The organism is Rhodococcus qingshengii JCM 15477 (assembly GCF_023221595.1).
Taxonomy (GTDB): Bacteria; Actinomycetota; Actinomycetes; order Mycobacteriales; family Mycobacteriaceae; genus Rhodococcus_F; species Rhodococcus_F qingshengii.
In genome coordinates, this window is record NZ_CP096563.1 from 4,577,065 (window position 1) to 4,603,760 (window position 26,696).

The following is a 26,696-nucleotide window of genomic DNA, read 5'->3' on the forward strand; positions in this document are numbered from 1 at the left end:
TCAGACTATCGGGTCGGTCTGAGCTACCGACATCGCGATGCCGTCGAGTATGTCGTGTTCGCTGACAACCAGTTCGGTGATCCCGGCTTTGGCTTCGAACGCTTGAGCCAGCACCGTGGTGATGATCGCTCCGCCGCCGATGACGTCCACCCGCCCCGGATGCATCGGGCCGAAGGCAGCACGATCAACCCGAGGCATAGCAATGAGACGCTCGCACACGTCGAACAGTTGATTGAACGAAATCCTCGACAGGTGCACCTTCTCGGCGTCGTACTCCGGAAGATCCTGCGCGATCGCGGCCAGCGTCGTCATGGTTCCAGCGACACCCACCCACGTGTGCGCCTTCTCGACGGGTACGGCCTCGAACGCCTCGGCAAGTTTCGTGGTCGCGAAAGCCGTCGCCTCGGAAACCTGCTCTGCTGTAGGCGGATCCGACGGTAAGCACCGCTCCGTGACGCGCACACAGCCGATGTCGGTGGAGTACGCAGCCTGGACGCCCGACGTGTCGCCGAGGACAACTTCGGTGGATCCGCCGCCGAGATCGACCACCACGAAGGGGCCCTCCGACGGATCGAGTTCTCCCACAGCACCGCTGAACGAGAGGCGCGCCTCTTCGTCGCCGGTGATGACCTCTGCTCCGGATCCGGGAACCACCGCGCCGAGCACGTCCCGCGTCATCGTGAAGAATTCTTCCCGATTCGCAGCGTCGCGAGTAGCCGAGGTGGCGACCATGCGAACGGCGGTTGCTCCGGCATCGGCGATCATCGACGCGTACTCGACCAGCGCGACCCGGGTGCGTTCGATGGCCTCGGGCGCGAATGTCCCTGTCGCATCAACACCTTGACCGAGTCGCACGACGCGCATCTCGCGCCGGACATCCACCAGACGACCGTCGGCGCCGACGTCCGCGATCAGCAGTCGAACGGAGTTGGTACCGCAATCGACTGCGGCGACACGGCGAGTCACCGGTCGGTGTTGTCGGCATCGTCGATGCCAGGCCAGTCCGCGGGAATTGCAGTGCCGCGCAGCTTTCCGTGACCGGCCAACGCGACGGACTCGTCACCGAGCGGATTGACGCCGGGTCCCTTGGCAAGCGAATGTGCCATCAGCACGTGCAGGCACTTGACACGATCCGGCATCCCACCGCCGGCAAAGTCGGTTCCCAGAGATTCGATCGCGTCCCGCTCGGCAAGGTACGACTCGTATGCCCGTCGATAGGCCGCGGCAAGTTCCGGATCCTGGGTCAGGCGTTCGGTCATTTCACGCATGACGCCGGCGGATTCCTGACGGCTCGCTTCGGCAGTCAGTCGCGGGTCCGTGAGGTAGTACAACGTCGGGAACGGTGTTCCGTCCGGAAGTTTGGGGGCGGTCTTGACCACGCCCGGCTGACCGTCCGGGCTGCGGTACGCGATCTCGATCACTCCGCGTGGCTCACGGCCCAATTGAGCGGCAACGGCGTCGAGATCCGCTTGTGAAACCTGTGGGGAATTTTCGGACGTGTTGCTCACCCGGTGGGTACTCCTTGTTCTTCTGGCTCTATCGGCGCCAACGGCATCGGGGCCGGTGTCGTCGTCTCGGGAACCACTGGCGGTTCCGAAATCGTTTGCCACAGATCGCGATACCACGGGCCTGTGAGCGGTGTTTCCTTTTCCTGCTTCTTCTCGGGTTCCTTGTAGTCACCGGGAAGCTGAACCTGGAACGGGGTCTCGCCCGGTTTGACGTACCGAAGGCGTTCTCGTGCAAGAGCTTCGATGTACGCAGGGTCGTCGAAGCGCGCGTTCTGCCCTTGCAGCTTTCGCAGCTCTTCCTCGAGTACCTGACGTTCCGCCGCCACCTGCGCGGCATCCGAACGCTGGCTGATGTAAGTACGGAGCGGCACTGCCAGTGTCAGCGCCAGCATGAGCACAACCATCGCGAGCACAACTGCCCGACTGGTGGACAAGCCGAAAATGGTGTTGTCCGACTTCGGAAGCCGAGACCAGAACTTGTTGGTTCCGCTCTTCCCCAGGGCCGACTTCGACCCTCGCGCCGACGCTTTCTCGGCGGAGACCCCCGGTTGCGCGGGGTCTGTCACAGCGGAATCGACTGCTTCCGGATCTACCGAAGGTTCCGACACGCGTGGGCGTCGGGCACTGTCCCGACGCGCACGCGACGGTGTGTCCCCACGACGGGAACCACGACCCCCCGGACTTCCGCCGGGGGATCGTGGCTTACCGCGCTGTGCAGACACTACTGAATCTTAGATTTCCGTCAGGCCTCGAAAGCGAAGCGCGGGAACGCAACCTCGCCGGCGTAACGTGCTGCGTCGCCGAGGTTTTCCTCGATGCGCAGCAGCTGGTTGTACTTGGCAACGCGCTCGCTGCGTGCCGGAGCACCGGTCTTGATCTGGCCGCTGCCGACGGCAACCGCGAGGTCGGCGATGGTGGTGTCCTCGGTCTCGCCGGAACGGTGGCTCATCATCGTCTTGTAGCCGTTGCGGTGAGCGAGATCGACGGCGTCGAGGGTCTCGGTCAGGGTGCCGATCTGGTTGACCTTCACCAGGAGTGCGTTGGCCGCACCCTTGACGATGCCTTCTTCGAGGCGCTCGGGGTTGGTGACGAAGAGGTCGTCGCCGACGAGCTGGATCTTGTTGCCGATCTGATCGGTGAGTGCGACCCAGCCGTCCCAGTCGTCTTCGTCGAGCGGATCCTCGATGGAAACGAGCGGGTAGGCGTCGATGAGCTCGGCGTAGAACGCCGCCATCTCGGCCGCGGTGCGGTTCTTGCCCTCGAACTTGTAGCCGGTGCCGTCGGTGTAGAACTCGGTGGCAGCGACGTCGAGAGCGAGCGCGACGTCGGTACCCAGCTTGAGGCCGGTCTTGTTCACGGCGATCGTGATGAGGTCGAGTGCTTCCTTGGTGCCTGCGACGTCGGGCGCGAATCCGCCTTCGTCGCCGAGACCGGTGGAGAGGCCCTTCTCCTTGAGAACCGACTTCAGGGAGTGGTAGACCTCGGCGCCCCAGCGCAGCGATTCCTTGAAGCTCGGTGCGCCGATGGGAGCAACCATGAACTCCTGGACGTCGACACCGGTGTCTGCGTGCGCGCCACCGTTGAGGATGTTCATCATCGGGACAGGGAGAACGTGAGCGTTGGGGCCACCGACGTAGCGGAACAGCTCGAGGCCCGAGGACTCGGCGGCGGCGCGAGCCACGGCAAGCGAGGCACCGAGCAGAGCGTTTGCGCCGAGACGCGACTTGTCCGGGGTGCCGTCCGCGTCGAGCAGCGCCTGGTCGACCGTGCGCTGCTCGGTTGCGTCGATGCCGATGATGGCAGGAGCGATCTCGCCGAGCACAGCCTCCACGGCCTTCTCGACGCCCTTTCCGCCGTAGCGTGCGCCACCGTCGCGCAGTTCGACGGCTTCGTGCTCACCCGTCGAAGCGCCGGACGGCACCGCAGCCCTGGCGAAACTTCCGTCTTCGAGCAGAACCTCGACCTCAACCGTGGGGTTACCACGGGAATCAAGGATCTCGCGAGCTCCGACCTGCTCAATACTGGCCACTGTGTGGTTCTCCTTCGAATGGGCTTCGCATTGGGGCACGCTCTGCGTGCTTGACACTTGGGCTCCGACCCCTCCGGTCGAAAGAGGACCACGATCGCGGCTGGGCCTCTGCAGTGCCAGCACCTCTGTAGTGCCAGCACACAGCCTAACCGCACGGGCCGAAGGCTTCTTTATCGACGCGCGGTCACGGGTCCGACCTGCGGATCGATCACCGTCAGTCCGGCCGTACCCCGACTGAATACGCCGACGCACGATCACGAACGAGCGCGAGATAGTCGCCCGAGAGGTTGTACGCCATCAGTGCCTGCTGCCATCCGGCAGCGGAAGTGAGGTCTCCCCCGCGTGCACACAGGTAGCGGGCGGCCGTGAGGGCAGCGTCGTCGATGTTGTCGGGGTCCACCCGGCCGTCGCCGTTGGCGTCGACTCCCCATTTGAGCCACGTCTCGGGGATGAACTGCATGGGCCCCATCGCACGGTCGTGCACTGGATCGCCGTCCATCGCCCCGCCGTCGGTGTCGGGGATCTCGGCAACTCCCGGGCCACCGTCGAGAGGGATTCCCCGAATGATCGGAGCAACCTGGCCGAACGCGTCGACCGACGAGCCGTCGTAGGTCCCGTGGCGGCTCTCGACGCTGCCGATACCGGCCAAAGTTGTCCACCCGATTCCGCAGCCGGGAAGCGTCTCGGCCATGACCGCAGCGGCGTACCCGTAGGCCTCGAGTGCCGTCGTCCCGATCCCGATGTCGTCCGACAATCCCGCTGCCCAGTCGGCGAGTTGATCAGCACTGCGGCCGGGAGCATTGATGTCGATCGGCGGCGTCGGAGAGCCGGTACCTGGGGGTATGCCCTCCGGAATGGCTACTTTCGGTTCGTTCGATCCACACGCCACGATGCCTGCGCCCAGCAAAGCTGTTCCGGCAGCTACTGCTGCTACGGCTCGCGAGAGACGCCGGGGACTTCTGCGGGCTGCGGGAGTTCGGTACACCCCTCCATCATCCACATGCGAGTGAACTACTCCCGAATCCATTAGTAAAGAACAGCAAAAGTACAGGTGAGAGCATGGTTCGCCGTCGATGATGGAGTATCTTCTTCTGAGTTAAGGCTGGCCTAGCCTCATGCGTTCGTCAGAAGCTGTTGCACTCACTCAGTCAGGAGTCGCCCGTGCCCGTGTCGGTACTCGCTGCCGCGAGCACACCATCAGTTGCCACCCAGTTATTCGGCAGTGGCCTGATCGGTCTGCGCGAAGGCCTCGAAGCGGGCATCGTGGTGATGATTCTCGCCGCCTACCTCGTGAAGGCCCAGCGCAAGGACGCACTGAAATGGGTGTGGCTCGGCGTCGCGATCGCCGTCGCGATGGTGGCGATCATCTTCTTCGCGATCCACTACGGAACGTCGACGGTCGACGGCCTGACCGCGGAGATCATCGCGGGCGTTGCCTCCCTGATCGCCGTCGTCATCGTCACGATCATGGTCCTGTGGATGCGCACGGCCGCCAAAAACATTTCCGGAGATCTGAAAGCGGGGATGGAGAAGGCGTTGATCGCCGGACCCGTCGCCATCTTGTCGCTGTCGTTCTTCGCGGTCGGTCGTGAAGGCGTCGAGACTGCGTTGCTCATGGTCGGTTACGCCGAGAACACCGCAGGCAGCTCCTGGCCGTTGGTCGGACTGCTCCTCGGAATTCTCCTGGCCGCCGTCTTGACCGTCGCCATGTACTTCGGCGCCCTCCGTCTCAACCTGACGACCTTCTTCCGGTACACGGCGATCTTCCTCATCGTCGTAGCCGCCGGAATCCTCTCGTACGGTGTTCGCGCTCTGCAGACCGGAAACGTCCTGCCGGGCGGTTCGAATCTCGCGTTCAACCTGACACCCGGCTACGACCCGTCGACCTGGTACGGCACCGTCCTCGCCGGAATCTTCAACTTCCGCCCGGACCCGACCGTCCTGCAAGCCGTCGCATGGGTCGTCTACCTCGTAGTCGTCCTCGCGCTCTTCCTACGTCCCCTTCCGTCGAGCCCATCGGAACCGACAACCCCGCCTGCGCACGACACACACGTTCCCGAAAAATCCTGAGAGGCATTGCCGACATGCGTAAATCCACCCTCGTACTGGCCACGGCCGCGGTACTTCCCTTCTCCCTCGCCGCATGCACCGAGAAGACGACCGCGAGCGACGGCGACATCGTCGTCACGGCCACCGACGATTCGTGTGACGTCAGTGCCACCACTGGAACCACTGGCAGTGCGACGTTCCAGGTGACGAACAACGGCTCGAAGGTCACCGAGTTCTACGTCTTCGCCGAGGGCGATCGAGCGATGGGCGAAGTCGAGAACATCGGCCCCGGCCTTACCCGGCAGCTGATCGTCTCCCTCCCCGAGGCTGCGACCTATCAACTCGCGTGCAAGCCGGGCATGGTCGGAACCGGCATCCGTCAGGACTTCGTCGTCACGGGCGATTCGCAGGCGGCCACCGACGAGAGCGGCCAACTCGCCGAAGCTGCCGACGGCTACCGGAGGTACATCCGCAGCCAGATCGTCGCGCTGCAGGACACCGCTGCTCAGTTCGTCGCCGCCGTCCAATCCGGCAACGTCGACCAGGCGAAGGCACTCTTCCCAATCGCACGTACCTACTACGAGCGCATCGAACCCGAAGCCGAGAGCTTCGGCGAACTCGATCCCAAGCTGGACCTGCGCGAAGCGGATCTGGAGCCCGGTCAGGTCTGGACGGGATTCCACCGCCTCGAGAAGGATTTGTGGGTGACCGGGCTTCAGCCGGATACCAACGCGGTCGCCGATCAACTGCTCGAAGACATTCAGTATCTTGCCGACCAGCTGAATGCCGAGGATTACACGATCGATCCAACCAAGATCGCCGGCGACGCCCAAGGACTGCTCGACGAGATCTCGACTTCCAAGATCACCGGCGAGGAAGACATCTTCTCGCACACCGACCTGTGGGATTTCCAGGCCAACGTCGACGGCTCGCAAGCGGCGATCGCGGCACTGAACCCGATTCTGCAGGAACGTAATCCCGAGCTCGCCCAGCGCATCGCTGACCGATTCGCCGACCTCGACGCTGCGCTGGCGCAGTTCCGGGTCGGCGACGGATTCGTGTACTACGACACCGTCACCGAGGCGCAGCGTCAGGAACTCTCGCGTAAAATCGATGCACTGTCCGCCGAGGTCAGCCAGGTCCAGGAAGTAGTCGCGGGACAGTAGATGACTGATTCACCAGAAGGCACACCCGCTGCGGAAAACGCAGCACCGCACGCAGTCTCACGACGCCGACTGTTCGGCGCCGTGGGGGCCGGCGCCGTTCTGGCCGGTGCCGGTGCCGTCATCGGGCGGGTGACCGCCGACGAGAGTTCCGGCGCCGATCACGCAGACGTGGTCGCCTTTCGCGGCGAGCATCAGGCAGGCATCACGACGCCGGCCCAGGATCGTATGCACTTCGTCGCTTTCGATGTGACGACGAAGTCGCGCGACGAACTGATCACGCTGCTGCAGACGTGGACGGCGATGGCCGAACGAATGACGGCGGGTCAGGAAGCAACCGAAGACGGAGCGACCGGCGACGGTCCGTATGCACCACCGAGCGATACGGGTGAGGCACTCGATCTCGCGCCGTCGCAACTCACCCTGACCATCGGATTCGGACCGTCACTTTTCGACGACCGTTTCGGGCTCGCAGACAAGAAACCTGCTGCCCTGCTCGATCTCCCCCACTTCCGTGCGGACAACCTCGACCCGAATCGGAGCGGGGGCGACATCGCCATCCAAGCGTGCGCCAACGATCCCCAGGTTGCCGTCCATGCGATCCGCAACCTCGCGCGAGTCGCGTTCGGGACCGCGTCGGTCAAATGGTCGCAACTCGGGTTCGGACGAACATCCTCGACCTCGACGACGCAGGCGACACCACGAAATCTGTTCGGGTTCAAGGACGGAACAGCCAACATCAAGGCGGAAGATCCAAACGCACTCGCCCAGCACGTCTGGGTTGATCCCACTGACGATCAGGCCTGGATGGCGGGCGGATCATTCCTCGTCGCCAGACGAATCCGCATGCTGATCGAGCAGTGGGATCGCGCAGTACTCAAGGAACAGGAAGCTGTCATCGGCCGCTCCAAACGCAGCGGAGCGCCGCTCGGCGGCAAGGACGAGTTCGACGAGCTCGATCTCGATTCCAAAATGGGACACGACTTCGTCATCCCGGAGGATTCACACGTGCGCCTGGCCTCTGCCGAGGAACTCGGTGGGATTCAGATCTTGCGCCGCGGATACAACTTCACGGACGGCTCCGATGGCTTCGGCCACCTGGACGCGGGACTGTTCTTCGTTGCGTACTGCCGGAATCCGGTCGAGCAGTTTGTTCCGATGCAGCAAAACCTTTCACGACACGATGCGCTGAACGAATACATCCAGCACGTCGGTTCTGCGGTCTTCGCTTGCCCCGGCGGTCTCGCCGACGGCAAGGACTGGAGTTCCCAACTGTTCACCTGACGCGAGTCTCTGTGTTCAGTACCTCCACGAACGCACCAAATTGACCGGTGCCCGATTCCGCTCGGTCAGTGGATCGATTGCTCTGGTCGTGGTCGGCGGCAGCAAGTCGGAGGTAGGTACCGGCGCGACAATTGCCGTTGTTTGCGCCTGCGGCGGTTCCGCCTGTGCAGGATCCGAAAACGGGCGCAGCACCGCCCACGCGAGGAAGCTGGTCAGCGCAACCATCGAGAACCCGACGCCCACAAGGATTTGCATCCTCCCAAGCCCACCAGCAGGTAGCGAATCCGATTCGGTGTCTTCTTCGGTTTCACCGACGCTGTGCACCACGGCCTGATCGGAAGACATTTCTACAGTATCCGTTGCGATTTCCGAGTCGGAGACTGCCGAAACCGCGACGTCCGAAACCGCGACTTCCGAGCTGGGGTGCTCCTGATGTAAGACCTCGGCTATCAATGCTGCGCCCTTGGCCGAGGCGAGCTCGGGCTCGGCCGGCCTGATCACCGGTACCGAAAACTCCCGCGCGAGTATCTTCTCCACCAGTGAAATTCGGGCGCCTCCTCCGACGAGAACCAAAGCGTCAGGGACACACCGAGCGCGTGCCGCAACTTCTCGAATCACCATCAGCGTGTCTTCGACTTCACGCTTGACAACCGAATCGAAACGGATGCACATGGATTCGGGAACGGGCATCACCTGCGCACGACGGGAGCCACTGGCGAGATACTCCTTGACTTCGCGGGCGTCGAACGCTGAATCAGCGTCGAGGGCTGCATCAACAGTGGTTGCGGGAAGTAACTCCGCGACAACCCCGTCGAGCCTGTCACCGGCGAGTGCCGTCGACCGCGTGGACGCGATGGTTGTCGCGGTCCCGATCTCGATCATCGAGACAGTCACTCCGGTTCGACCGATATCGAGAACTGTAAGTAACCGAAAACCTTCGGCCGCACCCGAAGTCCGTACCAACGCGACAACGGCAACCGCTTCCGGCACCGTGACAACGCCCTCGATACCTCGGGCACGCAGTTCTGATTCGAGCGCTACGTTCTGCCGCTCGTCGGGAACCGAAATGACCATCCGTGACGTGTCCCCGCGGACCGCAGCAACTAGGTGAATCGCGGCTGTCCGGACCGGAGAGGCGTCGTATGCATCTACAGTCCGAGTCAGGAATCGACCGCTCGTGGATCCGGTTTCCGGCTGGGGGTCGGCCCGAACAATACGAACCGAGGCAGCGCCCAACGACGCACCGAACACTGGATCCATCGCTGTACGCACCCCCATATCCAACTCTTGCACTGTTCATCCGCCGCAAAACATACTTGCGGTATGTTATCTGTAGCGGGAAGTTTACCGGATCCTCTGGAAACCGGAGAACTACGCGAAACTGGCAGGCCGAATCAATGTGTGGAGAGGTCCTTGAACAAATCGATGGCCAACATGACAACCGTGATGTCCGCACTACACGCACCCAACCCCACCCTGCTGGCGATCACCACCCGGCGCCTCCGCGACCGCCAGACACCGACCGGGATTCGCACGATCGACACGTGGATTCCGGGCCCTGGTGATGGGGCACTGTTCGCCTCGGTTCACCTGCCGTCGGATGCTGCCGTGCGTGGTGCCGTGGTCATATGTCCACCCCTCGCGAAGGAACACATCAGCGCTTATCGGGGACTGCGCCAACTCGCCCAAGAACTTGCCGAGCACGGATTCCTCGCTCTTCGTTTCGACTATGAGGGACAAGGAGATTCATCCGGTCGGCAGGATGACCCGCTAGCAGTTGCGCACTGGCAGGCCAGCGTGACAGCAGCCGTTTCGTACGTGCGGCGCACAGGTATCGAGTCCGTTGCCGTCGCAGGTTTGCGTGCAGGGGCCCTACTGGCCGCGTCCACCGTAGATACACTTGGCGACCTACGTGCGATGGTCTTGTGGGATCCGGTCATATCCGGTAGGGCCTATGTTCGAGAACTGACGTCGCTGTACCGCGTTTCGGTCGACGACGACCCCCACCACGACGATTGCACATCGATCGTCGGCGGCCTGCTGGCTTCCGCAGCGGTGAATGACCTTTCCGGACTTGACCTCAGCACGTTCGATCCGAGTTCGTCGACAAAAGTCCTCGCCGCGATTCGCCCTGAATTCGCTGATTCGCCCCGCGTGGTACGGATGCTCGAGCGATCCGGTGCTGAACGCATATTCGTCGAACGCCAGAATCAGTTCGTTTCCCCCAGCAGTTTCGTACTCTCGGTGCCTACGCACGACATACAGCGGATTTCGAGTTGGGTGTCGCGACAATTCGGCGAGGACAAGACTTCCGTCGATCCAGAGATCACGTCGGCGGCGCATGTCGCGACGGCTGACGACGGCGAAGAAGTCTGGGAAATATTGGAACGACGGTCCACCGGATCACTATTTGCAATCTCCACCGCATCCCGCACGACCGCGAGCCACGCTGCCACAGCGATCTTTCACAGCACCGCGAACGAGCACCGGATCGGGCCGGCGAGACTGTGGGTCGAGTCCGCTCGAACTCTCGCCTCGCACGGTATTCGCTCGATTCGCTTCGACAGGATGGGCACAGGAGACAGCGGCACGGTCTGCACCGACGAGAGCACGCCCATCGTGTCTCCGGAAGCGCGCCGCAATGTGTTGGATCTCGTCGACACTCTCGACGTGCCGCCGTCCCGCCGGATGCACGTCGGAATGTGTTCCGGCGCATGGATGGGCGCCTATGCAGCAAGCCAGCGCGGCGCAAGGTCCGTGGTGCTTCTCAACATAGTGAACTGGTCGATCAACAATCGCCGACCACCAGTGAAGAAAGCACACGTCGATGCAATGGAGTCTGACGTTGCAAACCGAATTTTCCTCGTGGCCAGAACAATTCGCAATTCCGGACGACGAGCTCAGCGGTACGTCCCCTACCCGGTGTGGCTCGGTCTCGGTTTCCTCGGATTGGTCAATGCCCCCGAGTCGATGCTTCGGACCTTGACCCGCCGCGGGACAAAAACTGCAGTGTCACTCTCGCCGGAAGACGAAGCGTGGTTCGAGGCGAACAGAGGCCGACGAGGTATAGCGCGTCTTTCGAGATCGAGGAATCCTCCACAGGTCTTGTTCTCAGGCTCCGGCGATCACAACCTGTTCCATCGCAGTTCGCGAGAACGCGTCCGCCGGTTGATAGTTGCCTCTGCACTCGATGCGTTCGGAGACCGAAAACTCACCGTGTCGAAGCGCGATCAGGAGCGACTCGGAGCATGATGCGCACGTCTACCCGGGACGGAATTACAACGTCGTCCCAAGTATTTGTAGTCGTTGCAGCGACAACCGTGGCGCTTCTGACCGGTTGCACTGCCCACACAAGGCCCTCAAAACCGACTCCTACGTCCGTACCTCTTCCCTCGATCAGCGCCGACGCCGTCGCGGCCAGAGGCAAACTGGAAAGTGCGTCCGCGTTCGACGAAATCGATCCACTGATCGCCGACGTGGGCGCGACTGCCCACCAGATCACGTACCGATCAACTTCAGGTATGGACGGAAGCTCAACGGTCGTGTCTGGAGTCGTCTTCGTTCCGGAAGGCGATCCACCACCCGGCGGGCGGTCTGTTGTCACCGTCGGTCACGGCACAACGGGAGTGACTGCGGAGTGCGGACCTTCGATGTACCCGAATCTCCTGGGTTACGCGAGCACGATCGTCCCTTTGATGAAACTTGGGTTCGTCGCAGTCATGACCGACTACCAAGGATTGGGTCCGGCAGGCGGCATCAACCCGTACCTCGATCCGAACACCAGCGCATTCAACCTGATCGACGGAGTTCGCGCGGCGCGAGAAATGGTCCCGGACACGTCCGGGAAATGGGCAGGACTCGGCGTGTCGATCGGCGGGCAGGCGACATGGGCGGCGGCAGAGTTGTCCGGTTTCTACGCGCCCGAATTGAATTTTGTCGGATCGGTAGCGCTGGCTCCGGCGGCAGATCTTTCCAAGCTCGCCGACTTGGCCCAGTCGCAGTGGCTGACGCATGAACAGCAGATCATGATGTCGTACGTAGTATCTGGGCTGACCATCGCTCGACCCGGCACCGATCCAGGCAACTACCTACACGGCGCGCTGGCGAGCAACTCTGCGATGTGGCTGGCATGTGCGGGTCCGGTGTTGAAAGAACGCGGCGAACAAGCATCACGACTGAATCCCGCCGATACCCTGCCGAACTCCGACGAGGCCGGAGCAGTCTTGCGCGACTGGCTCATATCGATCGCCCTTCCGCAGCGTCCGGCCGGAGGACCACTCTTGGTCATCAACGGCGACGCTGATCAGACGATCCGCCCACAGTGGGTGCAAGAGGCCGTCGACAATGCCTGTGCGTTCGGCGATTCGGTGCAGCACATCGTCAGGGCAGGCCAAACTCACAATAATCTGGATCCGGGGTCCGAGACCGCAGTCTGGCTCCAAGCGCGCTTCAGAGGCGAGTCACCGCCGTCGGACTGCTGATTATCGTCCAAAACTCGAATCGACCAGGTACTCCATGTTCTGAACCGCAGGAGTGGACACGACGTCTGAATGTGCCTTCGCCGAAGCCACTTCCGCCCCGTTTCGAACCACGCTGACCGAGACGGCGCCGACCGCCGATGGAACCGTGCAGATGTCCATCCCTGTATCGGCACTGCACGTGGTCGTCGTACCGCCGACCGTGACTTTCACTTCGGCACCTTCGACCAAGAAGGTCAAAACCTCGATCGTGTCGCGAACCGGGGACGACCCCGCACGCAGAATCATCGGTGATACCGAGGGTAGTGCGGGTTGCGCGGACGACAGCTGGTTCCGATAGGTGACGTACGCGATATCACGTGCAATCGCCGGTGCCGTTCCGGTCTTGAACCAGTCGACAAAATATGCGTTCAAATCGAGCAGCGCACGACCGTGCCCCTCGCTCGGTGCAAACGCCGTACCTTCGCTGTAGTCGTTCCACGAAATTAGTTGCACCCATTCGCTATCCGATTCGCGCGCAATCTGCCAGGTGTTTCGGAGATTCCCAGTGTTCTGCGCTTCGTCGAAAACCGATTGGCTGGGACGCGCATCCTGGAACGAGACCGACTGCATCCATATCTTGCCGAGAGCGTGCGCTCGGTTCACCTGATCCAGTGGCGAGCCGATCCCGGTGTCCGTCACTGGATTGAAGGAAGGGTTACGTCCACCCCACGTCGACATTCCATAGCTTATCGACGCGAATGAATCCATATTCGTGGTGGAGTTCAGGAAGAGTGGAACGAAGGCCACCTCGATCCCGTAGCGGGCCTTCATGATTTCGAGAAACTGCGACCACCACGCCGGGTCGTGTTTCTCGGCAAGAAAGGGCGAAATCACCACCCGGTTGTCCGTCAATCGAAAAACCGACGGCGATGACGCGTACCGCGACAACTCGCCTGCCAGATTCGCGGGGTCCAATGTGCCGAGTTCGCCGTTCATATCCGGCATCAGCATTATTTCGAACGCAGGATCAACCGCAGCCGAAGCGGCGAGAAGTTGGGACGGAACGGACGAAGACCACAACGGGTTCGACGACTTCGTCAGAATGTCAACCGAGAACCCACTGATTCCCGCGTCGATTGCCTGCCGTACTTCATCTTCGAGATCTCGCTGCCTCCACTGTGGGTCAGCTGAAACAGGCCGTGGTTGCGGTCGGTCTCGAAGAAACCCTCCGAATGCGGCGTATGAACCTCGTTCACCGTTCGGATTGAGATACTGCGTGGCGTAATAGTCTTCGCCCGACGGTAGGTTGTCGATCGAAAGGGGATACGGCGGGAAGTAGTGCGCAAAGACCATTTTGCCGGTCGACTGTCCGTTGTCCGGAAGCTCGACGGCGGGATGTGATGACACCGCCGCGTCAACCCTCGCGTTTGGGTCCACTCCATCAGAGAGCCTGAGGCCGGCCACTACGAGAAGCACTGACGACACCAGCGCAATGCCGATGGCAACTGCACGAAATTTCCTGTCCCGCGAACCTTCGATACTCACCCGTTTCCGTTTTCGGGCATCGGCGTTCACCGAATCAGCCACCCCTTCTCACACACAGCCTTACGCCGCAATGTCCGGTGACGTTGACATCCCGAACCTGGAAATCGAATTCCAATTCAATTCTGCTGCACGGAATCCGAAGCTTGCGACGGGTGATTCGACCTGGAATCGAAATCGCCGTTCCCACCGAGTGATCTTACCTGCCGCTTATCGGTCGGCAACTCGTCACTCGAGAGGTTCGCCTTCTGCGCGACCTTTGTGCGGAGCATCGAGCGAGGGATCGCCACTGTCGGACTGTCCAGATCACTGCGCGTGTAGCGCCCCTCAGTCTCCGCCGGCTCCCATTCGTCGAAATCGATGCGCATATCTTCGGCCGGAGATTCGGCCGAATCCCCCGAATCATGCTTGTCCACTTCATTCTTCCCCGTCGATCCCACACCTGGTTCTGCGTGTACTACCTGCGCGCCGGCTCCTCGTTCAACGGGAGGCCACGCGCCGACTGGTTCATTCGATGCATCATTCACCGGAGGCTCGTTCGCCGCAGGCTCGTCCACCACACTCACACGGCTGCGGACCTTGACCAAGCCACCCCGTCCGACACCCGACAGCACCGCGCCCAACAGGTTCGCGCCGGCAGCGCGCAGCGTGGTCGCTGCGCCTTCCACCTCGTCGACCGACGAAATACTCTGTGTTGAAACAAGAACCACGCCGTCGACGACTGAGCCGATCACAGCCGAATCGGAATAGAGCGACAACGGTGGACCCACGACGATCGTGTATTCGAATTTCTCGGAGGCTTCCGAAAGCATCTCGCGTGCCGAGACCGATGCGATGGCATCACCGGAATCGGATCGTATCGAGCCGGCGGGCAGCAGAGTCAATGAGCGACCGGGTACCTGAACGAGCACGTCCACGAGCGGAATCGCACCGGCCAGCACGTCGGAAAAGCCGACTGCCGGCTTGATACCGAGGTATGAATCCAAGCTCGGCGACCTCAAGTCACCGTCCACCAACAGCACTCGACGTCCCGCTTCGGACAGGACAACCGCGAGATCGGCTGCGATGCACCCCGCAGGCTCCGAGTACCGAGGCGAGGCGATGAGGACCGAACGGATCGCGTCGGCACTCGGGCCGGCGAACTCGATACCTGTCCTGAGCTTGCGTATCGACTCGGCATAGGCGGTCGCGCCGTCGGCGGGGAACGTCAACGCGCGAAATCCCCGCGAGGCCGATTCCGGAACTGTCGCCAAAATCGGTACACCTGCAACGGCCGAGAGCATGGAAGCGCTTCGAACGGACCGGTCGAGCCGCCCAAGGAGCACCCGGACGCCGATGCCGACGACCAGGCCACCGAAGATGCCGAACAAGGACGTCATCACGAGATTCGAACCCCCACTGGCATCTTCAGCGTTGGCCTCGGTGACCACCTGGACGGAGGTATTCGGACGGCCACCACCGTTAGGGGTCTCCAACTGCCCCACATATTGTGCAAAATTCTTCGCATACGCATTGGCGATACCGGCCGATCCTTCGGCCGTCGAATCCGTGACCGAGACCTGCAAGAGCACAGTTTTCTCAACTGCTGCCGCCGAAACCTGCGAGGCCAAATCATGTCCGCTCATTGGAAGACCCAGGTCGTCGATCACCTTGACCGCCAGATCGTCGCTCGAAAACAGTTGGGCATAGGTCGCCGCTCGTTGCTGAGAAAACAGATCGCCCTGGTAGGCGCCAGCCGAGTCAGCACTGATCGGCGAGCCGATGAACAGCACAGTTGTCGACGTGTAGGACGACGGACTCGAGATGGCCATGAAAGCACCGAGGATCAAGCCGAGCACCGCGAAGACAGGTATTGCCCACCCCCGCCTCAGAATTCGCGCGGCAGTGCTGAGTGCATTCATGTGTTCGCCTTTCTTGGAGATCGCTGTGTGCGTGTGTCTCCGTCGCGCCGTGGCGTGTAACTTGCCACCGAGTCAGTTGTGTCTGGCCGATTCACGGGCAACACTGCCCCTCGCTGCGTTCGGCGCGTGGTCGTCAAGAGGACCGAACCTTCGATTTTCGCTCCTGCGATTTCCAGATCGTGAATCTTCGCCATCAACGTCTGCATGTTTGTCGAATGAGACTGAACGACAAGGATTATCGAACGGCATACCTTGGCCAGTCGGCCCGAGTCAGCGTACTGCGTCCCGCCGGAGTCGAAAACAACCACTACGTCGAACCTGGCACTCAGATCTCGCAGCATGCGCCTGAACGACTCAGACTCGAAGACTCGCTCCGGAGTTTCGGTCGGCGAACCGCTCCGGAGGAGAGTCGGATGCAGCGGTGTCGAGATCAGAACATCATCGAGGACGCTGTCCGACATGACGATGTCGGTGACCCCGAACTCGATATGTGCACGCGAGGATCGGAAGTTGCAGTCGACGAGAACCACCGAATACCCCAGAGCGCAAGCAGCATCGGCGATGCCGCCAGCTGCGAACCTGCTGATCTTCCCCTCATCCGCAGCGGTCACGAGCACGGGTGACGCGGGCGTACCTGACCCGATGAGATCTCGGTTGAACTGCAGTCTCTCAAAATAACTTCTCGATGCCGACTGAGCACCTTCCTCGGCGGACAATCCCCTGTCACCGAGGTACGGGATCGACTCGAGCACAGGTAGACCCGTCCAGGCCGCTAATTCGTCGACACCCTGAACTGCTCTCGACCTCGCAGCAGCCAAGATCACACCAGTCACTCCAACCATCGATCCGACGACCAACCCCAGAAGAACGTTCGGAATCGTCTGCGGACCAGCCGGGCTCGTCGGTGCTGACGCCGTGACGACAGTCAGCGGCTGAACCGTCGGGATCAAAGTCCCACTCGGCGTCTCGAGTCGCCGGATCGTCTCGTTCATCTCATCCGAAGCCGCGTTCGTCAGTTGCAACGCCCGGTCTACGCTGTCGGTGGTGCCAGAGATTTCGAGCAACACGGTGTCGGGCACAACGCGAACCGAAATGCTTTCGACGTCACGCAGACCACTCTCGCCCAGACGACTTGCGACGCGGGCCGAGAAGTCGGCACCCTCCGCCAGACGCGTGTACGTACCCGCTCGTTGCTGCGAGAATTCGTCACCTTGGAAAGGGCTCGAATCGGCATTGCCCAGAGTGGTCGGTGTACCCCACCCTGGCGTGGTGAGAAAGAGCTGGGTCGAGGACTTGAAAGTGGTCGGCGTGAGCAATGTCAGCAGAACGCCTACCAGCAGGCCGAGCAATGTCGAGATGCCGACGACAACCCACTTGTCACGAAGGACTCCGAAGAAGCGGGACGAGTTCATCGCAGAATCCCCCCATTCGGCGCGCCCTCGCGAATCACACCGGAGGCGGTCAGCGATTCCACCAGTTTCTGAGCAATCACTGCGTTCCCCACTGCATTCGGGTGCACACCGTCCTCGAATTTCAGTGTCGTGAGGTCCACGTCGGCGTACCAACCGTCGGCAACAGGATCGATCACGGTCGCGGCAACCGATTCCCCGTAACTTCGCAGCGTTGATACGAATTGGTCGTATCCGTCGTACGGCACAGGTGTGACGTATGTCGGCACGATGATCACCAGACGCGCATCCGGCCATGCATCCCGGACGGTATCGATGTACGACGTCATGACGGGAAACAAATCCATCGGACTCATGTGCAGATCGTTTCGCCCACCGTCCACGAAAATGATGTCCGCTCGATACCGCTCGATCGACTGTCGGCGGCCATGAAATTCTGCCCGGAGACGGCCACGAAACTGCCCGCTGGCGGACATGAAACCTGCCCGGTGGCGGTCATGGGATCTGCCCGACACGACGTCGTCTGCCTCACCGGCTCCGACGGTTGAGGCCCCTCCTCAGGTGCGATCGGCGGTGCTGAAGCGCCCGTCGCCCTGAGGAGGGACAACTTGAAGTCTGCCGAGGAGATCATGGAAATCCTGGATGCCTACGACCTGACAGGGTCGTTGCGTGATGCCGGCGAGCTGGCCGGATGCTCGCACCACACGGTCAAGCACTACGTGGACCGCCGTGCTGCCGGGGGTGAGCTGGACAAGGCCGTGACTCGGCCGCAGTTGATCGATGAGTACCTGCCCAAGGTCGAGGAGTGGGTCGAGCGGTCCAAGGGCAAGGTCCGTGCCGACAGAGCGCACGAGAAGCTGCTCGCGATGGGCTACAAGGGTTCGGAGCGCACCACCCGTCGTGCGGTCGCATCGGTGAAGAAGTCATACCGGTCAGGACATGTGCGGGTCCACCGGCCCTGGGTCACCGAGCCGGGGATGTGGCTGCAGTACGACTACGGCGACGGACCTGTCGTCGACGGCGTCAAGACGGTTCTGTTCGTGGCGTGGCTGGCGTGGTCGCGGTTCCGGGTCGTGATCGCGCTGCGCGATAAGACCATGCCGTCCGTGTTCGCCGCGCTGGACCAGACCTTCCGCCGGTTGGGTGGGGTGCCGACCTACGTGCTGACCGACAACGAGAAGACCGTCACGACCGAGCACATCGCCGGGATCCCGGTCCGCAACGGACAGCTCGTCACCTTCGCCGAGCACTACTCGGTCGTGGTCCACACCTGTGTGCCGGCGGATCCGGCGTCCAAGGGCGGCACCGAGTCGTCGGTGAAGATCAGCAAGGCCGACCTGGTGCCCAAGGACACCAACCTGCGTGAGGAGTACGCGTCGTTTAGCGAGCTCGAGGAGGCGTGTGAGGCGTTCTGTCAGAAGGTCAACACCCGGGCTCACCGGACCACGAAGCGGCCACCGGTCGAGATGTTGGCCGAAGAGCGGACACGGCTACACCCGGTCCCGACACAGCCGCACACAGTCGCGTTCGGCACCACCCGGGTAGTGCCGGGCAACACGCCGATGGTGATGTTCGAGTCCGGCCAGTACTCGGTGCCACACACCCTGCTCGGCGCCACGGTGTGGGTTCGTGCCCAAGGACTCGGCGACGGCGAGGAGGTCGTCATCGTTCACGTCGGCGAGGACGGACCCGCCGAGGTCGCCCGCCACGCGCGCGCGACGCCGGGCACGCCGAGGATCAACGACGAGCACTTCCCACCGCAGCCGGAAGGTCCGTTGAACCGGCAGCCGCGAGCGAAGAACCCAGCGGAAGCCGAGTTCCTCGACCTGGGCGAGGGCGCCCGCCTGTGGCTGGTCGAGGCCGCTGCGGCGGGCACGCCGCGGATGAGGGTCAAGATGGCCGAAGCCCTCAGCCTGGCCAAGCTGTTCGACCCCGTCGAGGTCGACTGGGCACTCGGCCACGCCGCCGTCCACGGCCGGTTCGCCGAGGCCGATCTGTCCTCGATCCTCGACCACCACGCCCGGCAACCCGCTGTTGGCGAGCACCGTGCCGGCGAAGAACGGTCGCTGACCCAGGGCACCGCCGGATGGGCACGTCTCGGCCAGCACGACAGCCAGCACGACAGCCGCGAGGGGAACGAGGTGACCCGATGACGACCAAGACCACCACACCATCGATGGCGTCCGCGCCGCCGTTGCCGGCCGAGTTGGAGGACCTCTTGCGGCGGCTTCGGCTGCCCCACATCCGTCGCCACGCACCGGAGGTCGTCGCGACCGCGAAGGCCCAACGCTGGGAGCCCGCCGAGGTGCTCAAGGCTCTGTTCGCCGAGGAGGTCGCCGGAAGGGAACGCTCCGCACTGGCCACCCGCAGGGCGGCTGCGGGGTTCCCGACCGGGAAGACGTTCGATGCGTGGCAGCCCGAGGCATCCTCGATCCCGGCACCGACCCAGCAGGCACTCCGCACCCTGGAATGGGTCCACCGTCGGGAAAACCTCGTCGTGTGCGGGCCGTCGGGGACCGGGAAGACGTTCCTACTGGAGGCACTCGGTCACCAAGCCGTCGAGGCCGGGTTGAAGGTCGCCTGGTTCACCCTGGAAGACCTCGGGGTCCTGCTGCGCCGCCATCGTGCCGACGACACGGTGTCCAAGGCCATCGCCCGTGTGCTGCGCGCCGATCTCGTTGTCGTCGACGACATCGGCCTGTTGCCGGTCGCCCAGGATGCCGCCGAGGGGCTCTACCGGCTCGTCGACGCCGCCTACGAGAAGCGGTCGGTCGCGATCAGCTCGAACCTGCACCCGTCCGGGTTCGACGAGCTGATGCCCAAGACGCTGGCGACCGCCACCGTCGACCGGCTACTGCACCACGCCCACGTGTGCCAGACCAGCGGAGACTCCGTGCGACTTACCCAGGCACTCGCCGGCCGAGGGGTGAGTCCCTTGAGCTGAGTGCTCTGGTCGGTGGTGGCCGCAAGCCCACTGGGCAGATCCCATGGCCACCACCGGGCAGTTCTCGTGACCGTCAGCGGGCAGGTCTCACGACCGCCCCTGGGCAGTTCCTACTGTCCCTTGACAATCGACACCTGTAGTCGATTCTCGAATCGTGTTGTAGCTCCCTGATACTCGGGTGCGCCGTCGTTGGTGAAACCGGTGCTTCCCTGAGCATCGACATTGCAGTCCCACCCCATCCGGACGCAGATGATTCTCGGGTATGCCCCGAGCCCGATTCCGTTGATGCCCGCAGTGAAGCTGTCGCCGAACCACATCGATGCCGGCGCTGTGTCCGGCGGCAACTGAGGAACCGTTGTCTCTGCTGTGAGGGCGGACCGGCCGTTTCCGGCAGCCGAATTTTGACGCACCGCCAGCGCCGTCGCACAAACGACCAGTACCACCAGCAGAGCAAGGCCCACGAGTTCCAGCGGGCGACGGGCAGAGATTCTCGACGGGAATCGGTTCGTCCGAGTCATCGAGTCACCTCCCGCCGTGAGACGAAGAATGCACAACCGATGATGACGAGGAAGTACGACATCGCTTGCAGCAGTGATCCTCTGAGCAGAATGATCAGGTAGAAGGGCAGGATGCAGGCAAGGATCGTCGGCGCCCTGGACTGGCGCAGCGACAGTTCGATTCGTCTGTCCTGAATCCCTGCGATCAAGCCTAGAGCAACCATTCCGACAATCAGCGCGATCCACCCACCGTTGACGAACAGCTCGGACCACAACGGAGCAGAAAGGTTCTTGACCGTGTAGTTGCGGCTCTCCGCGAGCAGGATGCCCGTGTCCGTAGCTTTGCCGGGCCAGATGGTCCGCGGAATCCAGAAAAGAACAACTCCGAGTGCCTGCTTGCCATCGGTAACCCCGTGCGTATTCACAAAGTTGACGGTGTTGTTGACCTGCGCAAATGCGTCGTAGTCCGGAGACGTGAGCGATTCGAGAGGCGAGCTTGTCTTGAACTGTGCCGACGTGCTGTACCTGAACGCATCGGCGAGCGGAAAGACCAGGACAAGTGCAGCCACGGCAAGCAGGGCAACCACACGGAAACGACCACGGGTCGCGAAGAGTCCGAAAAGTGCCGCCACGGCTAGTGCTGCAGTACCGAACAGATACCTCGCACTCGAGATCGGATTGAAAGTCAACAACAGCACGGCTCCGAGCACGATGGCGCAGAGAAGAAACGAACGATCGGCTCCCGGATTCTGATCACGGTATTTGACCACCGCGATGAATGCGACAAGCAAAGACATCATCGCGACGGCGCCGATGATGCTGGCGACCGTGGATTGCCCCAGCGACGCACTCGCCTGCTCCACCACGGCACTTCGGCTCGACAGAAGCGTCCCTACACCAAGTTTCTTGATGTAGTACGCGTTGGCGACCAGGGCGCAACCGGCAAGAATCAAAACCCGAACGGGATCCACACGCACGCTCGTGGCGTTTCCCCATCGCGTGTCTCTGATTCGACGCCACACCGCTCCGGAGAACGCTAATCCCACCAGGAAGCCGCCGATTCCCAGAAGGACGATAGCCACCGCTGTCGAGTTGAGGGACGGATCCACTCGGGGCGTCGTAGGAGGAATCTCTCGCAGGCGGAGCTGGGCAAGTGGGGCAAGACCCATGAAGACATAGGTGAAAACCCAGAACGACATCTCGACGAGCCGACGAAAGCCCTCGCCCACAATCCACGCATAGCGCAGTCCCGAAATCGTGGTGACGGCAAGTACCGCCATCCATACACGCCCTGGCGGTGTCGGAGTGAACTCGACGACTGCGAAAGGCACGATGATCACCATGATCACCGCGGTCCAGATCGCAATCAGCGGTGGCATCAACGAGTCCTGCCGCCCGACGTCGAATTCCGCGAACTCGTGAGGCTTTGTCCGCCCGCTGGAAATTGTTTTCACGTGGTCGTCCCGGCCAGTGCGCCTGTTCGTGTTCGGCGCAGATCGCCTGGTTCGGCACGATCAGCAGTGGACGGCACGCTCGCGGGGTCTTCACGGCCGGAGTGCTTCCGTTGGGCAGCGACCACCAGGCACACCGCAACGAGGACGGACGAGACCGCCAGCCCGATCGCGACTCCGACCGCGGTTCCTGTGAGGGCCGCGGCCGCGCTGCAGATGACGATTGCCGTGAGACTCTGGACAATTCGCAGCTTGAGCAGTCGTCCGCTGGCTCCTTGAGTGCGGTAGAGATTGTAAACACCCGCTATCCAACAGATCGCCGCGTACTCGAGTCCGAGAAACGGCAGAACATGGCGAGCCTCGGCCCAGGACTCACCTAGAACGACTCGGCCGAGTGCATCTGGAAGGAAGGGAGCGGCGAATCCGATCGTTGCCGCCATCGCAGATGTGAGCCACGCTGCATAACGCAGTGTGCTCCACACCTGGCGCGCGGTATGGCCGGCCCGCACCGATTCGGGAATGACGATCAGTGGAAGAGAACTGATCAGCACGGCGAACGGCCCCAGGACGGTCACGGCTCCGCGTAAAGACGCGGCAGCCACCGTTCCGATGAAGGCCGTGGACACCGCGACGATCACGATTGCAGCCAGTTGGTCGATGCCACTCTCGAATCCGAACCGGATTCGATGAGTCCAGAACGACGCCCACCAGCGATACAGACCAGTCAGTCGCGGTAGCGTCTGTACGCGAATCATCAGGTAAACGAGTGCGAGTCCTCCGGCGACGGACCACAACCAAATCATCTCTGCGATCGAAAGTGCCTCTGGTCGAATCCAAGTCACGACAAGCACACCGAACGCCGCACTCGCCCACAACGCGTCGCTGAAGAACGCGTGTTCCGGTTCTCCCATCGACATCGCGGTGAACCGCAAGGCATCCTGCGCGAGAACAACCGGCGCGGCAACGGCGTATGCAATCCCCACCTGCGGTTCGTGAAGGAAAACCGAGACTCCGAGGGCAACGATCCCAACCAGGACTCCGAAGGTGGCAGCACCCGAGATCGCGTGTCTGCTCTCCGCGCGAATCCTGTTGCGACTGTGGGCACTCATCAACAGCAGGGGTGTGCCAACTGCACCTCGAACGAATCCGAGCGCAGCCGTGAGGATGGAGAAAACAAGGATCGCCAGACCGAACTCACTGACGGAGGACGGTCCGGCCATCGCGAACAGAATCAACGCGTTACTTACGCTGGACAGCACTTGGTCACCCGCACTGAACAGCACTCGCAGCTTCAGACCTGCCACGACCCCACCTCCCTTGCACACGTGGTGTCTCCAGACTGAGATCAAATTGAAACCGTCGGTCGGCTCAGTCCACCTGAAACAGTCTATAGGATTGTTTACTGCGAAGTAGCCGGGGTTGCCTTCGTGCATTCCTCCAGAGAGAGAACCTCCTCCAGACGAACCTTCTCTAGTCGAAGTGCGAGCCAGTGTTGACCGCGATTCGAAGCCCGAGGTAGGCGGCCGCAGCGTTGACGGCCGAACGCATCTTCTCGAGATCGACGAAATTACCCGAATGGCTGTATGTACAGTCGGCGTAGCGGCCCGTCGTGCGCATGTTGGACGCGAGAACTGCCGGCTCGAGTGTCTGCATTCCCCTCGCGAACGCCAGATCACCACCACTGAACGCATGATCTCGATCACCGGGCACCCGAAAACACGACATTGTAGTTGCAAGCACCATCGGGGACGCCACGCCATCAGGGTCGGCCCGGGACCGACTATTGCGCCGTCCGACCAACTCCCCAGCAGCACGCCGGACGAGCGCCTCGCCGGAGCGAATCCTCGACCGAACCTGCGAAGCCACTTCGAGGGGACTACTAGCTGTCCAATCTGCCCGGAAAGGAATGTGACTGAACGCATTCCCCCCTGTCCTCGCCAGTAGGGGCGATGCCGATCGCAGGTCGACAACCACGTGATGAGTGACGTCGGGGCCGCACTCCAGAGCCGCGAGCACTGCGCAATAGAAATACACGGAAGGCACACGGGTTCCAGGTGCTGCAACCAAACGAACGGAGAGCCACCACCCGCGAACAGGTTCCGTGGATACGGCCGAGGACGAGATTGCGTTTCCCGATGCCCGCCGACTCACCACCTCACGCTGGAACATACTTGTACCACTGAGGATTCGCCTCAGGGACGTCGCGGCAATCAAGGGATTGGTCGACGCCATCAAAAGCCCGGCAGCAACGATCCGACGCTTCGACAATCTGCGCACAGCGGGAGAGCGCGGACCAAGCGCCGGATCCAGACCCGACAACGCAAGAAAGAGTCGTTCTGATTTCGGCATGAAGACCGTCTCGTCACCAAACATGTGTGAATAGATCAGGCCGATCATGTTGCGCGCAACGACGACAGTGATCTCGCGAGGGTCACTGAATCGTCGCGCATTGAAATACTTGAACAATGTCCGGTCGAATACCTCGACGCCTATCGCCGAAGACACGTCGGCCACGCGCATTCCTTCGACGGCACCCAGTCCGTGTAACGAGGCAGTAGGCGAACCCTCACCAGCGGTACGCATCTCGAAAATCAGGGGGAAGACCCCGATACCCGCTTCGAAAGTCTCCGAGATCCACTCGTTGACAACGGCTACGACACCAGCTCTATCGACTGGGCCGAAGGACTCCTGCGCGTGACAGCAGTACGTGCTTGCCAGCGGATCGACCTTCACTTCATCCCTCCACGATCACGTGTGCCCGAAATTCAATCCTCACCGACCAATTTCCCTTCGTTCGCGGCAAAACAACCGTGCGCCGGTTTCAGCGAGTTTGCAGAACCTCCGAGGGAACCCGCGGCCGGATCGAAATCTCCGCCTTTCGCCAGTGCGCTCCGCCACATTCGAAATTGCCCAACGAGGCCAGTCCATCCATCACCCTGTTGCAACCTGCTGGTTAACACTACGCGCGCACAGGCTCGCCTCCATCTGATGCAGCAACATCGCTCCCGGCGATCGAAGCACGACATGAGACCAGTTGATAAACCGTGGAAATAGGGCTTAAATAGCGTAAACCAAACCATTTGACTGTTTGAAGCGCAGTTTACCAACTGGAGGTTCGTCATCAGCACCCAGATCGACCAGATGCACGACAAACCTGGTGACGTCTCCGCGACTTTCGAGTTATCCAATCGTGGTCCCGTCGAATCGCTGAACATCACGATTCTCGGCATCAACTACGCGCCGGAAACCACGGGGATAGCCCCGTACATGACGGACCTTGCCGAGTCCCTCGGCGAGCGCGGGCACAAGGTGCACGTCGTCACCGGGTACCCGCACTATCCGGCGTGGGAAATCGACGCTTCCTACCATGGACGGTCGATCGACGAGGTCGTGAACGGCGTTCACGTTCACCGACGCCGCCACTTCGTGCCCAGCCCACCGAATGCCTTGGGACGAATCAAGATGGAGCTGAGTTTCGGCGCACGTGCCGCCAGTTCCGGATGGAACACACCTGACGTAATCGTGTGCACCAGTCCGGCATTGCTGGCCACTGCGATGGTTCTCGGACGTGCTCGGCTGACACCCAAACGTCCGGCCATCGGGGTCTGGGTACACGACTTGTACGGTCAAGGCGTCGTGGAGACCGGTGCGATGACAGGCCGCAGTGCCCGCGCAACGTCCAGGCTCGAGGCGGCTGTCGTGAAGTCCGCCGACGGAATCGCCGTCGTCCATGACCGTTTCGTCGACCATGTCGTCAACGAACTTCACGTCCCACGCGAACGAGTCACAGTGGTTCGGAACTGGACGCACGTGACGCCGATCGATGTGGACGATCTCACCGCCGCACGCACCAAATTCGGTTGGTCGCCTGACGAAACCATTGTTCTGCACACCGGAAACATGGGCGTGAAACAAGGTCTGGAAAATGTCGTCGAGGCCGCTCGACTCGCCGACGAGCAGAGTCTGCCAATCCGATTCGTTCTGGTCGGTGACGGCAATCAGCGACCGAACCTCGAAGCCGCGGCAGTCGGAGTCGATCGAATCGACTTCGTCCGCCCACTCGACGACCAGGATTTCCGCACTGCCATGGCCGCCGCCGACGTTTTACTGGTCAACGAGGCACCCGGGATCGTCGGGATGGCAGTGCCGAGCAAGCTGACGTCGTATTTCAGCAGCGGTACCCCGATTGTCGCCGCAACCGATGTGGCATCTACGACTGCCGACGAGATCCGTGCCTCCGGTGCTGGGGTCGTCACTCAGAACGGTGATCCCGCAGGCCTGCTCTCTGCAGCCCTACAACTCGCGGGCGACGCGGAGACTTCCGCCAGACTTGGTGCCGCCGGGGTCCATTACTGCGCCACCTCGGTTGGCAAAACCGCGTCCATCGACAAATGCGAAAAGTGGATCCGCGAGCTGGTGGCCGGCCGCAGTTAGTACGCGAGCTGCTCGGAACAAAACC

The 26,696-nt window shown here is 62.0% G+C and carries 22 protein-coding genes; 8 read left to right on the forward strand and 14 right to left on the reverse strand.

Annotated features, from left to right (window positions below):
- The 5 genes from M0639_RS20780 to M0639_RS20800 all read right to left on the reverse strand — a co-directional run bounded on the left by M0639_RS20780 (position 1) and on the right by M0639_RS20800 (position 4,564).
- The gene (locus tag M0639_RS20780) at positions 1-966 is read right to left on the reverse strand and encodes a Ppx/GppA phosphatase family protein (protein WP_064075741.1); all 966 of its coding nucleotides are present in this window, start codon (positions 964-966) and stop codon (positions 1-3) included.
- The gene (locus M0639_RS20785; protein ID WP_003946286.1) at positions 963-1,508 is read right to left on the reverse strand and encodes a DUF501 domain-containing protein; all 546 of its coding nucleotides are present in this window, start codon (positions 1,506-1,508) and stop codon (positions 963-965) included. Before M0639_RS20785 ends, M0639_RS20780 begins: the two co-directional genes overlap by 4 nt.
- Positions 1,505-2,074, reverse strand: coding sequence for an FtsB family cell division protein (locus M0639_RS20790; RefSeq protein ID WP_231915084.1), 570 nt, complete (start codon positions 2,072-2,074; stop codon positions 1,505-1,507). The genes M0639_RS20785 and M0639_RS20790 overlap by 4 nt, the downstream gene beginning before the upstream one ends.
- A 176-nt stretch (positions 2,075-2,250) precedes the next feature.
- Positions 2,251-3,537 carry a phosphopyruvate hydratase gene (gene eno, locus M0639_RS20795; RefSeq protein ID WP_003946309.1) on the reverse strand — a complete coding sequence of 429 codons (1,287 nt, stop codon included), beginning with the start codon at positions 3,535-3,537 and terminating at the stop codon, positions 2,251-2,253.
- 214 nt (positions 3,538-3,751) lie between these two features.
- A complete protein-coding gene (locus M0639_RS20800; protein WP_134929873.1) occupies positions 3,752-4,564 on the reverse strand; it encodes a lytic transglycosylase domain-containing protein in 813 nt (270 codons plus the stop codon).
- Positions 4,565-4,704: 140 nt separating this feature from the next.
- On the opposite strand from M0639_RS20800, the gene efeU reads away from it, so the two are divergent.
- The 3 genes from efeU to efeB are packed head-to-tail and all read left to right on the forward strand — an operon-like array spanning position 4,705 to position 8,033.
- On the forward strand, positions 4,705-5,607 hold the full coding sequence (gene efeU / locus M0639_RS20805; RefSeq protein WP_003946279.1) for an iron uptake transporter permease EfeU: 903 nt from the start codon (positions 4,705-4,707) through the stop codon (positions 5,605-5,607).
- Between the two features lie 14 nt (positions 5,608-5,621).
- Positions 5,622-6,752 (forward strand): iron uptake system protein EfeO, encoded by a 1,131-nt coding sequence (gene efeO / locus M0639_RS20810; protein WP_054827655.1) that lies wholly within the window; start codon positions 5,622-5,624, stop codon positions 6,750-6,752.
- Positions 6,753-8,033: an iron uptake transporter deferrochelatase/peroxidase subunit gene (efeB, locus tag M0639_RS20815; protein ID WP_064075739.1), complete on the forward strand. Its 1,281-nt coding sequence runs from the start codon at positions 6,753-6,755 to the stop codon at positions 8,031-8,033. It abuts the gene before it with no gap.
- Positions 8,034-8,048: 15 nt separating this feature from the next.
- Here the strand turns inward: efeB and M0639_RS20820 are convergent, their stop codons facing one another.
- The gene (locus M0639_RS20820; protein ID WP_058037258.1) at positions 8,049-9,293 is read right to left on the reverse strand and encodes a DUF7159 family protein; all 1,245 of its coding nucleotides are present in this window, start codon (positions 9,291-9,293) and stop codon (positions 8,049-8,051) included.
- 153 nt (positions 9,294-9,446) lie between these two features.
- Here M0639_RS20820 and M0639_RS20825 point away from each other — a divergent pair, with 153 nt between their 5' ends.
- Together M0639_RS20825 and M0639_RS20830 are read left to right on the forward strand one after the other, a co-directional pair.
- Positions 9,447-11,285 carry a serine aminopeptidase domain-containing protein gene (locus M0639_RS20825; RefSeq protein ID WP_197486231.1) on the forward strand — a complete coding sequence of 613 codons (1,839 nt, stop codon included), beginning with the start codon at positions 9,447-9,449 and terminating at the stop codon, positions 11,283-11,285.
- Entirely contained in the window at positions 11,282-12,514 is a 1,233-nt protein-coding gene (locus M0639_RS20830; RefSeq protein ID WP_082238945.1) for a lipase family protein, read from the forward strand. The genes M0639_RS20825 and M0639_RS20830 overlap by 4 nt, the downstream gene beginning before the upstream one ends.
- On the opposite strand, the gene M0639_RS20835 is transcribed toward M0639_RS20830, so the two are convergent.
- The 4 genes from M0639_RS20835 to M0639_RS20850 form a co-directional block, all read right to left on the reverse strand.
- A complete protein-coding gene (locus tag M0639_RS20835) occupies positions 12,515-13,900 on the reverse strand; it encodes a glycoside hydrolase family 71 protein (protein ID WP_231915085.1) in 1,386 nt (461 codons plus the stop codon).
- Between the two features lie 254 nt (positions 13,901-14,154).
- The gene (locus M0639_RS20840; protein WP_064233762.1) at positions 14,155-15,936 is read right to left on the reverse strand and encodes a tyrosine-protein kinase domain-containing protein; all 1,782 of its coding nucleotides are present in this window, start codon (positions 15,934-15,936) and stop codon (positions 14,155-14,157) included.
- Positions 15,933-17,348, reverse strand: coding sequence for a hypothetical protein (locus M0639_RS20845; RefSeq protein ID WP_064075735.1), 1,416 nt, complete (start codon positions 17,346-17,348; stop codon positions 15,933-15,935). The genes M0639_RS20840 and M0639_RS20845 overlap by 4 nt, the downstream gene beginning before the upstream one ends.
- Positions 17,345-17,821: an SGNH/GDSL hydrolase family protein gene (locus M0639_RS20850; RefSeq protein ID WP_248671211.1), complete on the reverse strand. Its 477-nt coding sequence runs from the start codon at positions 17,819-17,821 to the stop codon at positions 17,345-17,347. Before M0639_RS20850 ends, M0639_RS20845 begins: the two co-directional genes overlap by 4 nt.
- Positions 17,822-17,953: 132 nt before the next feature.
- Here M0639_RS20850 and istA point away from each other — a divergent pair, with 132 nt between their 5' ends.
- Positions 17,954-19,498 (forward strand): IS21 family transposase, encoded by a 1,545-nt coding sequence (istA, locus tag M0639_RS20855; protein WP_064075337.1) that lies wholly within the window; start codon positions 17,954-17,956, stop codon positions 19,496-19,498.
- Complete coding sequence (istB, locus tag M0639_RS20860; RefSeq protein ID WP_183591811.1) at positions 19,495-20,289, forward strand: IS21-like element helper ATPase IstB; 795 nt, start codon at positions 19,495-19,497, stop codon at positions 20,287-20,289. The genes istA and istB overlap by 4 nt, the downstream gene beginning before the upstream one ends.
- Positions 20,290-20,399: 110 nt before the next feature.
- On the opposite strand, the gene M0639_RS20865 is transcribed toward istB, so the two are convergent.
- From M0639_RS20865 to M0639_RS20880, 4 genes are all read right to left on the reverse strand, one after another.
- Positions 20,400-20,807 (reverse strand): hypothetical protein, encoded by a 408-nt coding sequence (locus tag M0639_RS20865; protein WP_064074063.1) that lies wholly within the window; start codon positions 20,805-20,807, stop codon positions 20,400-20,402.
- Positions 20,804-22,240, reverse strand: a complete 1,437-nt coding sequence (locus M0639_RS20870) for a hypothetical protein (protein WP_064074062.1) — start codon at positions 22,238-22,240, stop codon at positions 20,804-20,806. Before M0639_RS20870 ends, M0639_RS20865 begins: the two co-directional genes overlap by 4 nt.
- Positions 22,237-23,541 (reverse strand): MATE family efflux transporter, encoded by a 1,305-nt coding sequence (locus tag M0639_RS20875; RefSeq protein ID WP_058226034.1) that lies wholly within the window; start codon positions 23,539-23,541, stop codon positions 22,237-22,239. Before M0639_RS20875 ends, M0639_RS20870 begins: the two co-directional genes overlap by 4 nt.
- Before the next feature lie 166 nt (positions 23,542-23,707).
- Positions 23,708-24,970, reverse strand: coding sequence for a hypothetical protein (locus M0639_RS20880; protein WP_007728853.1), 1,263 nt, complete (start codon positions 24,968-24,970; stop codon positions 23,708-23,710).
- Positions 24,971-25,378: 408 nt separating this feature from the next.
- Between M0639_RS20880 and M0639_RS20885 the strand changes: the two genes are divergently transcribed.
- Entirely contained in the window at positions 25,379-26,671 is a 1,293-nt protein-coding gene (locus M0639_RS20885; protein WP_080712731.1) for a glycosyltransferase family 4 protein, read from the forward strand.
- Positions 26,672-26,696 lie beyond the last annotated feature (25 nt).

Excerpts from the sequence above, each read along its gene's own strand:
- M0639_RS20800 (WP_134929873.1), bottom strand. The coding sequence starts at position 4,564 with ATGGATTCGGGAGTAGTTCACTCGCATGTGGATGATGGAGGGGTGTAC.
- efeO (WP_054827655.1), top strand. The coding sequence starts at position 5,622 with ATGCGTAAATCCACCCTCGTACTGGCCACGGCCGCGGTACTTCCCTTC.
- efeB (WP_064075739.1), top strand. The coding sequence starts at position 6,753 with ATGACTGATTCACCAGAAGGCACACCCGCTGCGGAAAACGCAGCACCG.
- M0639_RS20820 (WP_058037258.1), bottom strand. The coding sequence starts at position 9,293 with ATGGATCCAGTGTTCGGTGCGTCGTTGGGCGCTGCCTCGGTTCGTATT.
- M0639_RS20830 (WP_082238945.1), top strand. The coding sequence starts at position 11,282 with ATGATGCGCACGTCTACCCGGGACGGAATTACAACGTCGTCCCAAGTA.
- M0639_RS20840 (WP_064233762.1), bottom strand. The coding sequence starts at position 15,936 with ATGAATGCACTCAGCACTGCCGCGCGAATTCTGAGGCGGGGGTGGGCA.
- M0639_RS20845 (WP_064075735.1), bottom strand. The coding sequence starts at position 17,348 with ATGAACTCGTCCCGCTTCTTCGGAGTCCTTCGTGACAAGTGGGTTGTC.
- M0639_RS20850 (WP_248671211.1), bottom strand. The coding sequence starts at position 17,821 with ATGTCCGCCAGCGGGCAGTTTCGTGGCCGTCTCCGGGCAGAATTTCAT.
- istB (WP_183591811.1), top strand. The coding sequence starts at position 19,495 with ATGACGACCAAGACCACCACACCATCGATGGCGTCCGCGCCGCCGTTG.
- M0639_RS20865 (WP_064074063.1), bottom strand. The coding sequence starts at position 20,807 with ATGACTCGGACGAACCGATTCCCGTCGAGAATCTCTGCCCGTCGCCCG.
- M0639_RS20885 (WP_080712731.1), top strand. The coding sequence starts at position 25,379 with ATGCACGACAAACCTGGTGACGTCTCCGCGACTTTCGAGTTATCCAAT.